The organism is Lysinibacillus sp. FSL K6-0232 (assembly GCF_038008325.1).
Classification (GTDB): domain Bacteria; phylum Bacillota; class Bacilli; order Bacillales_A; family Planococcaceae; genus Lysinibacillus.
Genome location: NZ_JBBOYW010000001.1, coordinates 3,377,029 through 3,390,418, shown reverse-complemented (window position 1 = coordinate 3,390,418; position 13,390 = coordinate 3,377,029). Strand labels below are relative to the sequence as shown.

Annotated in this window: 16 protein-coding genes, 1 pseudogene and 1 riboswitch; of the genes and pseudogenes, 12 read left to right on the top strand and 5 right to left on the bottom strand. The window is 37.1% G+C overall.

The features are described 5' to 3' along the window. Entirely contained in the window at positions 1 to 1,158 is a 1,158-nt protein-coding gene (locus tag MHB42_RS16705; RefSeq protein ID WP_340807564.1) for an exonuclease SbcCD subunit D, read from the top strand. Beyond that, complete coding sequence (locus MHB42_RS16700) at positions 1,155 to 4,235, top strand: SMC family ATPase (protein ID WP_340807563.1); 3,081 nt, start codon at positions 1,155 to 1,157, stop codon at positions 4,233 to 4,235. The genes MHB42_RS16705 and MHB42_RS16700 overlap by 4 nt, the downstream gene beginning before the upstream one ends. Positions 4,236 to 4,453: 218 nt before the next feature. On the opposite strand, the gene MHB42_RS16695 is transcribed toward MHB42_RS16700, so the two are convergent. Next, the gene (locus MHB42_RS16695; RefSeq protein ID WP_340807561.1) at positions 4,454 to 4,774 is read right to left on the bottom strand and encodes a DUF4870 domain-containing protein; all 321 of its coding nucleotides are present in this window, start codon (positions 4,772 to 4,774) and stop codon (positions 4,454 to 4,456) included. Positions 4,775 to 4,901: 127 nt separating this feature from the next. Beyond that, positions 4,902 to 5,009: riboswitch (TPP riboswitch) on the top strand. A gap of 134 nt (positions 5,010 to 5,143) precedes the next feature. Between MHB42_RS16695 and thiT the strand changes: the two genes are divergently transcribed. The 8 genes and pseudogenes from thiT (at position 5,144) to map (ending at position 8,487) form a co-directional block, all read left to right on the top strand. Continuing rightward, positions 5,144 to 5,698, top strand: a complete 555-nt coding sequence (thiT, locus tag MHB42_RS16690) for an energy-coupled thiamine transporter ThiT (RefSeq protein ID WP_340807560.1) — start codon at positions 5,144 to 5,146, stop codon at positions 5,696 to 5,698. Between the two features lie 59 nt (positions 5,699 to 5,757). Next, on the top strand, positions 5,758 to 6,060 hold the full coding sequence (locus MHB42_RS16685; protein WP_340807558.1) for a hypothetical protein: 303 nt from the start codon (positions 5,758 to 5,760) through the stop codon (positions 6,058 to 6,060). 76 nt (positions 6,061 to 6,136) lie between these two features. Continuing rightward, positions 6,137 to 6,568, top strand: coding sequence for a hypothetical protein (locus MHB42_RS16680; RefSeq protein WP_340807556.1), 432 nt, complete (start codon positions 6,137 to 6,139; stop codon positions 6,566 to 6,568). A gap of 141 nt (positions 6,569 to 6,709) precedes the next feature. Beyond that, entirely contained in the window at positions 6,710 to 6,913 is a 204-nt protein-coding gene (locus MHB42_RS16675; protein ID WP_340807554.1) for a helix-turn-helix transcriptional regulator, read from the top strand. Beyond that, entirely contained in the window at positions 6,910 to 7,164 is a 255-nt protein-coding gene (locus tag MHB42_RS16670; RefSeq protein WP_340807553.1) for a hypothetical protein, read from the top strand. Before MHB42_RS16675 ends, MHB42_RS16670 begins: the two co-directional genes overlap by 4 nt. Beyond that, positions 7,146 to 7,331, top strand: a complete 186-nt coding sequence (locus tag MHB42_RS16665; RefSeq protein WP_340807551.1) for a hypothetical protein — start codon at positions 7,146 to 7,148, stop codon at positions 7,329 to 7,331. Before MHB42_RS16670 ends, MHB42_RS16665 begins: the two co-directional genes overlap by 19 nt. 27 nt (positions 7,332 to 7,358) lie before the next feature. After that, positions 7,359 to 7,595 (top strand): annotated as a pseudogene (locus MHB42_RS16660) (DUF3169 family protein); the annotation flags it as partial. A 136-nt stretch (positions 7,596 to 7,731) separates the two neighbouring features. Then, complete coding sequence (gene map / locus MHB42_RS16655; RefSeq protein ID WP_340807549.1) at positions 7,732 to 8,487, top strand: type I methionyl aminopeptidase; 756 nt, start codon at positions 7,732 to 7,734, stop codon at positions 8,485 to 8,487. Between the two features lie 28 nt (positions 8,488 to 8,515). Here map and MHB42_RS16650 read toward each other — a convergent pair whose 3' ends face one another. Next, positions 8,516 to 9,229: a hypothetical protein gene (locus MHB42_RS16650; RefSeq protein ID WP_340807547.1), complete on the bottom strand. Its 714-nt coding sequence runs from the start codon at positions 9,227 to 9,229 to the stop codon at positions 8,516 to 8,518. Positions 9,230 to 9,420: 191 nt separating this feature from the next. Here MHB42_RS16650 and MHB42_RS16645 point away from each other — a divergent pair, with 191 nt between their 5' ends. Both MHB42_RS16645 and MHB42_RS16640 read left to right on the top strand, forming a co-directional pair. Next, the gene (locus MHB42_RS16645; RefSeq protein ID WP_340807546.1) at positions 9,421 to 10,236 is read left to right on the top strand and encodes a polyphosphate kinase 2 family protein; all 816 of its coding nucleotides are present in this window, start codon (positions 9,421 to 9,423) and stop codon (positions 10,234 to 10,236) included. Positions 10,237 to 10,402: 166 nt separating this feature from the next. Further along, positions 10,403 to 10,990, top strand: coding sequence for a GNAT family N-acetyltransferase (locus MHB42_RS16640; protein WP_340807544.1), 588 nt, complete (start codon positions 10,403 to 10,405; stop codon positions 10,988 to 10,990). Positions 10,991 to 11,040: 50 nt separating this feature from the next. On the opposite strand, the gene MHB42_RS16635 is transcribed toward MHB42_RS16640, so the two are convergent. The 3 genes from MHB42_RS16635 to MHB42_RS16625 all read right to left on the bottom strand — a co-directional run bounded on the left by MHB42_RS16635 (position 11,041) and on the right by MHB42_RS16625 (position 13,364). Then, a complete protein-coding gene (locus MHB42_RS16635) occupies positions 11,041 to 11,610 on the bottom strand; it encodes a beta-class carbonic anhydrase (RefSeq protein WP_340807542.1) in 570 nt (189 codons plus the stop codon). 237 nt (positions 11,611 to 11,847) lie between these two features. Continuing rightward, positions 11,848 to 11,982 (bottom strand): hypothetical protein, encoded by a 135-nt coding sequence (locus tag MHB42_RS16630; RefSeq protein ID WP_340807541.1) that lies wholly within the window; start codon positions 11,980 to 11,982, stop codon positions 11,848 to 11,850. Between the two features lie 140 nt (positions 11,983 to 12,122). After that, on the bottom strand, positions 12,123 to 13,364 hold the full coding sequence (locus tag MHB42_RS16625) for an aminopeptidase (RefSeq protein WP_340807539.1): 1,242 nt from the start codon (positions 13,362 to 13,364) through the stop codon (positions 12,123 to 12,125). Between the last annotated feature and the right edge of the window lie 26 nt (positions 13,365 to 13,390).

The window sequence follows — 13,390 nt, the reverse complement described above, 5'->3', positions numbered from 1 at the left end:
ATGAAAATCTTTCATACAGCTGATTGGCATTTAGGAAAGCTTGTTCAAGGTGTCTATATGACAGAGGATCAACAGTATATTTTACAGCAATTTATACAAGCAATAGATGAGGAGCAGCCAGATGTGATTATCATAGCAGGTGATTTATATGACCGTTCCATGCCTCCAATTGAAGCGGTAAACTTGCTAAATGATGTGTTAGCAGAAATTGTTTTAGAGAAAAAAATTCCTGTGCTCGCTGTTGCAGGGAATCATGATAGTGCAGGGCGCTTAAATTTTGGTAGTCGCTTAATGCAAGATAGTGGTCTATATATCAAGGGGCAATTTACAAAGGAGCATGCACCTATTATTATCCATGATGACTATGGAGAAGTGCATTTTCACCTTGTACCATATGCAGAGCCAGCAGCAATTCGTAGTATTTTAGGAGATGACACAATTCGCTCCCATCAAGACGCGATGCAAAAAATCATTGAGCATATAACGCAGGAAATGGATACAAGTAAACGTCATGTTTTTATTGGGCATGCCTTTGTCACAAAATATGGTGCAGAGGAAGCGAATACAAGTGATTCGGAGCGACCATTGTCCATTGGAGGCTCAGATTGCGTAGATGCAGCTTTATTTAAGCCATTTCATTATACAGCTCTCGGTCATTTACATAAGGCGCACTTTGTATTAAATGAAACAATTCGCTATGCGGGCTCACTATTAAAATATTCATTATCAGAGCATTTGCATGAAAAGGGCTTTTTAGTTATTGATTTAGACGGGCAAGGAAATTGCACAGTAATGAAAAGAAAGCTTGTGCCACGAAGAGATTTACGTGTAGTGGAGGGACAATTAGAGGATTTGCTAAAGCTACCGCCAAGTGAGGACTATATATTTGTAAGATTGACAGATACAGCACCCGTAACATCTCCAATGGAGCGTATTCGTACAGTTTTTCCTTATGCAATGCATATTGAACGTAAAATAACACGTCAAGAAATAACGCATGCAATACAGGCTATCGAAAGTGAACAGCAGCAGGATATTGATTTATTCCGGTCATTTTTTACAGATGTTATAGGTATACAGCCTGATGAAGATACGGAACGTTTATTTAATGAGATGCTACAGGAATTACTAGATGAGGAGCGAGAAACAGTAGAATGAAGCCATTAAAGTTAACGATTACTGCATTCGGTCCATATAAAAACACAGAGGTTATTGATTTTCAACAGCTAGGCGAGCATCGCTTATTTGCGATTTCTGGTAAAACAGGTGCTGGGAAAACCACTATTTTTGATGCGATTTGCTACGCGCTTTATGGGGCTGGCAGTGGGGAAGACCGCCAAGATACCACTTTGCTACGAAGCGGCTTTGCGAATGATGAAATTTATACAGCCGTAGAACTGGTATTTGAAATGCATGGCAAGACCTATCAAATATTACGCCAGCCAGGGCATATTAAGCAAAAAAATAAAACAGTGACAGGGAAGAAAATAGAGCTAGCAGAAATAAAAGATGGCAAGCTCGATTATAGTATTGTTGAGAAGCAGCAAACGCTTGAGGTAGATAAAAAGCTACAAGAAATTATTGGTTTAACAAAAGATCAATTTAGCCAAATTGTCATGCTGCCACAAGGAGAATTTCGCAAGCTACTTACCTCTGATTCTAGCAATAAAGAAGTTATTTTACGAAAAATCTTTAAAACAGACCGCTTTGGTGTTATCACGAAAAAGCTTGATGCTAAGCGGAAAGAGGCAGAAGGTAATCTTGAGCGTGCCAAGCAATTAAAAAAGCATTTACTTGGTCAAATTGCAGGAGCACTGCCACAGCGTACATCTACTTTATTTACACAGCTAGCAAACAATACGGAAAATATGCATCAGCTTAAGCAGGCACTTGAGGAGGAGCATATTTACTATACACAATGTATAGCAACAGAACAGCAGCACTATCAGAAAGCGTATAAACAACATCAGCAGGAGCAGGAATCCTATCGTTTAGCAAAAACACTTAATGAGCAGTTTGCTGAACAGGAGAATCGTCAGCAACGTTTAGAAATATTGTTACAGGAGCAGGAGAATTATCGTGCAAAGGAGCAGGAGATTGCTTTAGCAGAACAAGCAGAGCGACTCGTGCTGCTTGAACAACAATGTCTGGATTTGCGTGCTGAATATGATGTCAAGGTACAAGCACATCAGCAAGCACAAACTAAGCAACAGCAGGCTATTGAGCAATTGCAGCAGGCACAGCAAACGTATGAATTAGAACAAGCGAAGGAGGCTGAGCGTCAGCAAGTTGCTCAGCAGGAATTACAGCTACAGGCATTGCTGCCGAAATTCGAGGCTTACGAGAACAATGTACAGCAGCTACAAATAATAGAGCAATATGTTGAAACAGCCAAGCAAGCAGTAGCAGATAATCTTACACTAGTAGAACAGGAGCAATTACAATTACAGCAGCTTTCACAAACAATTGAACGGCTTGAACAGCAGGTTGAACCATATGAAGGGTATTTAGAGGAGTTACCAAGGCTACGTGAGCAGGTATCTTTATTAAAACAGGTTGAAAAATATACAAAGGCAGTCGAGCTAGCGCAGCAGGATGTTGATACTTTAAATGCTGCTTATCAAGCAAGTAAACAAACGTTGCAGCAGATGGAGCAACAATGGCTAACCAATCAGGCTAGTATACTGGCCAAGCAATTAAAGGATGGGGAGCCTTGCCCTGTTTGCGGTAGTACAACGCATCCTAAAACAGACCACCAGCAATTGGCAACGGTTGACCTAGCACAGGTGGAAGCATTAAGAGTAAAAGCTTCTTCAGCTGAGCGTATATATGTAGAGAAAAAAGCGCTGGTTACCTCTACACAGCAGCTACTTCAAGAGGCGCACCAGCAATTGACAGCGCATGCTATTAAGCAAGAAGAGCAAGCAGCTATAGAGGCGTCCTTACAGCAAGCTGAGCAGGAGATTACAAGGTTAAAAATTGTTAATCACCAGCTAGTAGATATGCGATTAGAGCTGAAAAATCAACGTCCTAAAATTGAACAGCTACAGCATAAGCAAGTAGAATTAGAGCAATATTTAACAGAGCAGATGCAAAAATGGACAAAGCTACAGGCAGTTGTAGAGGAGCAACGCAAGCAAATCCCAGCAGATTTACCAACATTACAGCGATTGAAGCAAGCGCTGACGGATATTAGCCAGGAAAAAATTCAACTTCAACAACAATGGCAGGAGAGTCAGCAATATTTACAGACAGCACAGCAAGCAAGAAGTAACGCAAATATGGCTGTAGAAATGGCATGGCAAGCTATTGAGGAAGTAAAGCAAAAAATAACGACGAAGCAGGAGCAATTGGCAGTTAGCATAAAGGATGCGGGCTTTGTAGATGATAAGGATTACCAAGCTGCTAAAAGAAGCAGTATGGAGCTAGAGGCACTTCGCAAGGCATGTAGTGATTATACGTTACAAGTTCATACCTTAAAAATTCAGATTGCGGAAGGTGCTAAACATCTTCAAGGAAAAGAGCAGCAGGATTTAGCAGCTATGGAAGCAAAGCTAGAAAATCTGCGTATTATTTATGAGGAAGCCTTTAAACGCTTACAGCAGTTAAATGATGTTGCACAAGCATGCCAAGCCTTTATAGAGAAAGTAGAGGAAACAGCAAAGGAGCTTCGTTCACTGGAACAAGAGGCAGGTCGAATAAAGGAGCTTTATGGGCTATTAAATGGACAAAACTCGAAAAAGCTATCCTTTGAGCGTTATATTCAAATTAATTATTTAGATAAAATTACAGAAGCTGCAAATATGCGCCTTTATCATTTATCGAATGGTCAATTTGAGCTAAGGCGCTCAGATAGACTTGAAAAGCATGCGAAGCAAAGCGGTCTTGGTCTAGATGTTTATGATGCTTATACAGACCAGCTTCGAGATGTTAAAACATTATCAGGTGGGGAGAAGTTTAATGCCTCCTTAAGCCTTGCTTTAGGGATGGCTGATGTGATTCAAAGCTTCCAAGGCAATGTTCATATTGAAACGATGTTTATTGATGAGGGCTTTGGCTCACTTGATGAGGAGTCATTAAATAAAGCGATTGATACATTAATTGATTTACAGAATTCAGGGCGGATGATCGGTGTTATTTCGCATGTTCCCGAATTAAAAACGGCAATGCCAGCCGTATTACATGTGGAAAAAACATTGAATGGCTATAGTCAAACATATTTTGAAGTGAAGTAAGATGAAAGGGAGTGGCTCAAATAATATTGAGCCGCTCCTTTATTTCGTACGTGGAGGCGCTTTAGGAGTTGTTCCTTTCTTTGAGGCCATGACCTTTTTTACAATAGGTATGATAATAGGCGCTAACTTTACAGCAGTTTTCACAACGTTCGATACTTTCATTTAAAAAACAGCTCCTTTTACATTTACTACTACCTGTTTGTGTTACGTTTAAAACATTAACGAGCAACACGAATTGCCTGAATAATATTCCAAACTACAATGCCAAGTGATACGATGGCATAAAGAGCGAACGATACAATCCAGACGATAAGAAATGTATTGCCAGATGTTGAGTCCAAACTAAATGTAGAAAAAATAAAGACAATCATAAATAAAATGCCAAAAACAAAAGGAATTAAATGTGAAACAAGGGCACGAATAGAATGTCTTTTGACATCGCTATCTTTTACAACAAAATAAACAATTAATGGCACGATAAAAGGGGCAAAGAAAATACTGAGATAGCTAAAGGCAGATAAAATTTTAGGGTTCTCCATAGTTGTACCTCCTTTTTTAATATTTACGCATCAAAAACAGCAAAGTTTCAAAAAAATTATAAGTGAAAGAGGTTGTTATCCTAGCTGTATTTGCTTACAATGGAGATGTTCAAAAAATTTCAGATGTAATGACCACAAGGGGAGCTGATGATGTCAGCTGAGAATGGGCACGTAATGCCTTGACTCTTTGAACCTGTAAGTTAACGCTTGCGTAGGGATGTGGATAGAAACCAACACTCGTACGATGTGAGGCTCTGTCCTGACATCGTTTTTTCATTTTTTTAAATGAAAAAATGTCAGTAGCAGATACACGCGTGCATTTCTATTCCTGCTCTTGTATCCTACATCGGAACAAAGGAGAGAATATCTATGGACAAAAAAAGATTACTAATGCTTACGGAGATTGCAATATTTGCTGCGATTGGTCTTGTACTCGATCAAATCTCCTTTAAAGTATGGGCACAAGGCGGCTCTGTTAGTCTTGTGATGGTTCCCATTGTACTAATGGCATTTCGTTGGGGATTAACCGCTGGGCTTACAACTGGTTTACTTGTAGGTGTTATCCAAACAATGTTTGGTGCTTATATTGTACATTGGCTTCAGGGACTATTGGATTATGGTGTTGCCTTTACAGTTGTTGGACTAGCAGCAATTGTACGTCAGCCATTATTAGAGGCTGCTAAACATAATGATAAGGCAAAAATGGTACGTTATATTATAATAGGCACTGTGTTTGCTGGCTTTTTACGCTATGTAGCACATACTTGTGCAGGTGCAGTATTTTTTGCAGAATATGCGGGCGATCAAAATGCATGGCTTTATGCCATTATTTATAATGGTACGTACATGCTGCCTGCAACCATTTTAACAGCAATTGTCAGTGTATTAGTATTTACAGCAAGACCACAATTGATACAATATTAATTTCTCAAAAAAAGTTATTTTATACAAAGGTCGTTACTATACGATCAGTGTGTTAAAGGTTGACACATGTTACATGTGGTGAAGTCCTATATGCTAATACAACTAATAAAAATTTTGGTGATAATATATCGTATAAGTTAGCATATGTTAAAGGTGATAATTTCTCCTTAGGAGGTGACAGTGGTGGTGCTGTTTATGTATTAGATGGTCTTAATACTAATGTTAATTTTGCTGGTGTTGTTACAGGTAACCGTATTATTGGTAATGCCATTATTGGAGGATGGGTTACTAAATATCAGGATGTACAACCATATTACGGAATATCTTTGCATAAATCGAGTAGTAATGTTAAAGTTAATTGAAATTCAAGAGTAGTATACAGATTAGGAGTGATTTTATGAGAGCATATAGCTACCTTTTTTGATACTTGCACTATTAATGGGTTGTAGCGCAAAAGAGCCGCCTCAGGAACAAATAGCCTTTACAACATTACTCTCAGTGAATACAGGACCTAAGGATCATCAGAATAACTGGTTAAGCTATAAGGCTTCTACAATGGAGGAAATGCAAAATCTATGGGCATATTTCCAGGTACAGGATGATCTACCAACCGTTGATTTTGCCATCAATGATGTTTATTTTTTTAAATATGTTGAGGCAGGCTGCCAATTAGATATTACAACGATTACGCAATCTAATAAAGTTATGCAAATAAATCTGGACTATAAACAGGAAAAGAATGAACCTTTGGATTGCTTTGCCGTGGAGAAAGTCCGTACCTCTGTTATATTGTTAGAAAAGACAGCAACTACGAAAGTTACATTTAACAATCAGGCATATACTAGTACAGTAGCTATTAAGACATGGTAAATAAAATTAAACTAAAGCATGTAGCCAACAATAGGCATACATGCTTTTTTTGAATAAAATAAATTGCATTTTGACTAATAAATAAATCATTTTGTAAAATATAATTGTCAAAATGATGAACAATAGCTAGGTGGTGGACGAATGAGAACTCGATTAAAGGAGCTTCGGGCACGTGATGGCTTGAATCAAACAGAGTTAGCAAAATTGGCACAGGTTTCGCGCCAAACAATTAGTTTAATTGAGAGAGAAGAACTTATTCCATCATTATTAATCGCTATACGTATTGCAAAAATATTTAAGGAGCCTATTGAAAATATTTTCTTTTTTGAGGAGGGTGAACTATGAAAAAACATATAGGCGGAATGTTGATTAGTGTATTAGTCGGCTTTACAGTAGTGTATTTATTGCTTGGACGACTAGCGTTTGATATAAATATTCCATCAATGAAACTTGAGTTAACAGTCATTTTTACGGTTATTTCCATTTTATTGATGATTATAAGCTTGATTGGATATAACAGGATAAAAGTATATTATGGGAAAATATGGTTGGTGATGAATAGGATGAGTTCGAGCTGTTGCAATATAGACGTTTAGGGGACATCATGCTTGCGTCAAATATAGCTATTTATTTTTCTATTTTGATGTTAGCAATTGCTAGTTTAACAGATGTACCAACGATTTTTATTTTTATTGGCATAGGATGTGTATTACTTAGTTTTATACTGGATATGATTTTTTTAGAGCTAGCGAAAGTGGTTTAGCCAGAGCGTAATTGGTCGTCTCTCAATGATAAAGACTATGCTAAAAGTATAATGACAATTAGTGATGAAGGTGGACATCATATTATACTTAACGGCTTGTACGGCTCTTTTCGTAGCTTAAATGTGCTATTGCTACTAGCTATACTTTTCCTAATTGCATATTCTGTGATTTCAGGTGTATCTCAGCTAATGGCTATTTTCCTGATTGTCTTTATATTAGTTATTACGAATACACAATATATGCTAACGATTCGTAATAAATAGACCTACTGAAAGTGATGTATATGCCCTTATTTGCACATTGTGCCAAGCATACAATATTTCAAGCGTTTTGAGTTCTATGCTTGGGAAGTTATGTTATAGTTAAGGGTAGACATTTAACAGGAAAGGATCGTTAAAGATGATTGTAAAAACACAAGAGGAGCTTGAAGCTTTTAAAAAAATTGGCCGTATCTGTGCTGAGATTCGCGAGGCGATGAAGGCAGCTACAAAACCAGGTGTCACAACGCTTGAGCTAGATGAAATGGCAGGTCGTATGTTTGCAGAGGCTGGCGCTATTTCTGGGCCAAAGGGAGAATATGATTTCCCAGGCTATACTTGTATTAGCGTTAATGAGGAAGTGGCACACGGTATTCCAGGGAAACGTGTTATTAAAGAAGGGGATATTGTGAATATTGATGTATCTGGCTCTTTAAACGGTTACTTTGCGGATACTGGTATTTCATTTGTAGTAGGTGAAGGCTACGAGGATAAAGAAAAGCTATGTCGCGTTGCCAAAAGTGCTTTTGATCGAGCAATGACAAAGGTAAAAGCTGGCTCCAAATTAAATCAAATTGGGAAAGCAGTTGAGCGTGAGGCAAATGCTAATGGCTTAACGGTTATTATGAATTTAACAGGTCATGGCTTAGGGCAATCTTTACATGATGAGCCAAATCATATTTTAAACTATTATGATGCATGGGATTCTACCATTATGAAGGAAGGCATGGTGCTTGCGGTGGAGCCGTTTATTTCCGCAAAGGCAGAGCATGTTGTAGAAGCTGGCGATGGCTGGACATTTGTAACACCTGATAAATCACTTGTTGCTCAAATTGAACATTCCATCATTGTAACAAAAGACAAACCAATTATTTTAACTTCATTAGATGAGGAATAATAGAAATACAAAAAATCCTGCTAACCAATTATTTTTGGTGGGCAGGATTTTTTTTCATAAATAAAATACCGACAAAGAGGACGCCACATAAAAATAGCGCAGCTGTTGTGACAAGTAACTCATCAAAACCATTATGTAAGGCGATTCCTATATAAGCCCAAATAAAAACACTTGGATATACTCTATCAAAGTGATGGAAGCGGATATGTAGTGCAATAGCTCCTCCCAATGTCAATAATATTACTGCCCAAAGAGGGATGCTAAGACCAAAGCCGTTCCAGCCATAAGCTGTTAATGTAAAACTAATATTTGTGATAAGTGTAAATGTTGCCCATGCGAAATAAAAGGCAAAAGGCAGTCGACCAGATGGCGATTGATCGTACAGAGGATACGTACTGTAAAGCATAAATAAATACAACACTAATAATAATGTAATACCAAGAGAAACAATAAATAGCTCATGATGCCATACATATATCGTTAATGCTTGCAATATATTTATGCAGCTAAAGAGCGCAGTTTGCTTCATAGATGTCTTTTTAATGTTCATAGCTAACCAATAACCAAGGAATACGTAAATAACGATCCATATTACATAACTTATATTAATAGGTGCAAATACAACAGAAAAGCGATTAGCAATTTCGAGTGAAGATTGACCGTTTATATGCATAAAAAAGGATGAAAAGGTTAGGATAAGTGACACAATATAGGACATTGTCATCAATATAAACTGAGGCATGCTTTCCTCTCCCTTCGTGTTAGATTGTATAGGGAAAAGACAAATATGTATAGCTACTGTCACTTTTTCTATTATAGCGGAAATTTCCAACGATGTATTGTGTTGTTTTCTTTATATTTCACATGTTGATAGGCATCCATATATTTCTTTAGTACAATAAAATTATCCAAATAAAAGGAGTGGAAGCTGACATGGCAAAAAACTTGAAAAATCTTGATTTATCAATTGAGCTAGACAAAAAGATGTATAAAAAGAAATTAAAGGTTTTACAATATGAAATGCTGAATGCACAACAATTTTTATTAAAAAATAAAATTGGTTTAATTCTAGTATTTGAAGGCTTAGATGCAGCCGGCAAAGGAGGCGCTATTAAACGCTTAGTTGAACGCATTGACCCGCGAGGCTATGTTGTACATCCTATTGCCGCTCCACAGCCCCATGAACTGCGCTACAATTATTTACAACGTTTTTGGCGAAAATTACCGCAGCATGGACAAGTAGCAATTTTTGACCGTTCTTGGTATGGACGTGTGCTAGTAGAGCGTATTGAAGGGTTTGCCACAAAGGATGAATGGTCTCGTGCATATGAAGAAATTAATAATTTTGAGAAAATTTTAACTGCAGGGGATTACATAATTATTAAGTTTTGGCTACATGTTTCAGATGAAGAGCAATTAAAGCGTTTTACAGAGCGTGAACAGAATCCTTATAAAGCTTGGAAGCTAACAGATGAGGATTGGCGAAATCGTGATAAAACACCGCAGTATATTGAAGCAGCAAATGATATGTTCGAAAAAACAGATAAGGAAAATGCACCTTGGATTTTAGTAGCTGGGGACGATAAAAAATATGCACGTGTACATGTACTACAAGAAACAATTGCCCATATTGAGCGAGAGGCACAAAAGCGTGGTCTGCATTTAACAAATGTCTTACAGAACGAACAAGCCGAATCATCCACTCAAGAAACAGTGGATGAAAAAAAAGAAAAACAACAAGCAAAATAATACAATAATGATGCTGTGGCAATAAGACATAGGTTGTTTTAGTTGTAGCAGCATCTTTTTTTACATACAATAAAATAACTAATACTGGCTGGCAATAGATAGGCATAGTAACTGCCAGTAAAAGCGTAAGCTATATAGATATTGATTGGAAGGCTAGTGTGGAGAAATGGTGCTTAAAATTTGGAACTTATTAAGAAAAAAGGGTGGGAATGTGGTCACAATTCAGGGGGAAAAATGCTACATCCGCACATTCCAAGAAAAAGATGCACAAAGTTTAGCGGGGCTTGTCAGTCGCAATAAATATTTTTGGTCGATATATGAGCCGCTACAAAGACCTGAATACTATACAATTGAGGCGCAGTATAAAAAAATACAAGAAAGCTTATATTTAATGGAATCAAAGCGGGAGTTTACCTTTGGTATCTTTGAGCATGGCACAAATAATTTAATAGGACATATTGCACTTTATGCTGTGAAGCGTTTACCATATTCAAGTGCATTTATTGGATATGCTATGGATGAATTGTATATAGGAAAAGGCATCGTAACAGAGGCGGTGAATATGGTCGTTCGATTTGCATTTGATCAAATCGGTCTACATCGGGTAGAAGCTTATGTATCAACACAAAATATGGCTTCTATGCGTGTCTTAGAAAAGGCAGGATTTCAACAAGAAGGTCTTTTAAGAAAGCTTTTGTATATTAATGGTCAATGGGTAGACCATTATATGTATGCACGTTTAGAGGATGCATAGCAGGTTAAGTGCCTATCCTTCAGGGCGAAGGATAGGCACTATTTTATTCATTATTTTAATTCTTTTGTACCATCTTCAATTACATCAAGTCGACCTGTATTAGGGTCAATGATTAAGCCATGAACAGGTACATTTTTAACCATTAATGGGTGATTACGAATTGTATCAACGCTTTTCTTAACACTTGTCGCCACATCACCAAAGCCACGTAAAAAGTCTTTTAAGTCGAAACCGGAATATTCTAACATCTTAATTGTTTCTGGATCAACACCTCTAGCAACCATTTCACTAAGCATTGCTTCAGGGTCAACTGCACTCATACCGCAGTCATAGTGTCCTACTACATATACCTCATCAGCTTGTAGACCATAGACAGCAACTAATAAACTACGCATAACTGCACCAAAAGGATGGCTGACTAATGCCCCAGCACTTTTAACAATTTTGACATCGCCATTACGCAAATTCATTGCTTTAGGTAAAAGCTCTACAAGACGAGTATCCATACAAGATAAAACAACAATATGTTTATCAGGATATTTCGTTGTAATAAATGGTTCATATTTTTTTTCTTGTACAAAGTCTTTGTTAAACTCTAAAATATCTTGTAACATTGTCATGAAAATTGCTCCCTTCCTTACAAAAATATTGTAGAGGAAAAAGTTCAATATGCAAACAATAAAGACGTTATTTATATAAATTTTTACACGAAACAAGTATCTTGATGCATATTTACTTATGCATCTAGCCCAACCTGATACGCCTCCTTGTATGAAATAGCTGTTTCACCCTTCGATTTGTGAAGTGATAGTACAAAATAAAAAAACAGCTACTTTTTGGTAGCTGTTTTTTATAGATTAATATTCATTTTCTGGTTTTGGGTCTACAGTTACTGAAGATTTACCATCTAAACCTACTTGTAGGTAATGAATGAAGAATCCTGTAGAAATTAATAAAACTGCTGAAAAACCAAGAACAGTTGTAATAAACATGATTAGAGCCCCTCTCTTACTTAAATGATCTACTAAATTACCTGATTTAATTATACAATAGGTTATTAGGAAAATCTAAGGATAATTTATGACAACCATAACATACCTAGCCTAGAATATTACTAGTAAAAATGGATGATTTAGAATGCCCAATTACCATTCCGGAAGATTGGGTCTTTTTGATTATTGTGAGTAATACCATCTATATTCATTTGGCTTGATCCAATCATAAAGTCTACATGTGTTAAACTTCGATTAAGACCATGTGCACTTAATTCTTCGGTGGACATGTTCTTGCCGCCTTCAATACAAAATGCATAAGCGCTACCAATTGCTAAATGATTTGAAGCATTTTCATCAAATAATGTATTGTAAAATAATAAATTAGCTTGTGAGATAGGTGATTGATGTGGTACTAAGGCAACTTCACCTAGGTAATGAGCCCCTTCATCTGTTTCAATAAGAGCAGTTAAAATTTCCTGTCCTTGCTCTGCCTTTATATCAACAATACGGCCATCCTTAAAAGTTAATGTAAAATTGTTGATAATATTGCCACCATAGCTTAATGGTTTTGTGCTTGTGACATAACCATTCACACCTGTTTTTAATGGTGCTGTAAAAATTTCTTCTGTTGGCATATTTGCCATAAACGATTGCCCCTGCATATTTACACTACTACCACCTGTCCATATATGCTGTGCTGGTAGGTCGATTGTAAGGTCTGTACCCGGAGCTGTATAGTGTAATGCTTTATATTGCTGATGATTGAGATAATCAGCTTTGCTATGTAATTCTTTATCATGTGCATGCCAAGCCTCAACGGAATGTTCAATATCGATACGTGTTGCTGCAAAGATAGCATCCCATAATGCATCGATTTGCTGCTCTTCAGGCAGGTGAGGGAACACCTTTGCTGCCCATGCTTTGGAAGGTGCGGCAATAACAGACCAGCTAAATTTATCTGCCTGTAGCCATTGATAATAGTTTGCCAATGCTTTACCAGATGCTTTTTGGAATGTCATAATTCTGTCGCGCTCAATTCCTTTTAATAAATCTGGGTTTTGTGAGGTAATACTCAAAAATGCTGCACCATGCTCCGCCAACCATTCTCGTTCCTGTACTTTCCAAGGAGGGAAAAAATCGAATGAGTCTTCAGAAGCATATTCATAGCGAGCACGTACAAGCTCATCATCAGATAGGTCCACAAATACTTGTTTCGCGCCATTTTTATATGCTGTTTTAGTAATTATTTGTGCTAGTTTTATGTTGTCGGTCGAACAGCTTATATAAAGGTACTGATCTTTTTGGATATTTACTCCTACTTTTACAGCCAATTCGGCATATTTTAATAATTTTGTATCAAATGATAATAACAAAATCATATCTCCCTTCAAATTAAGAAAGTTTA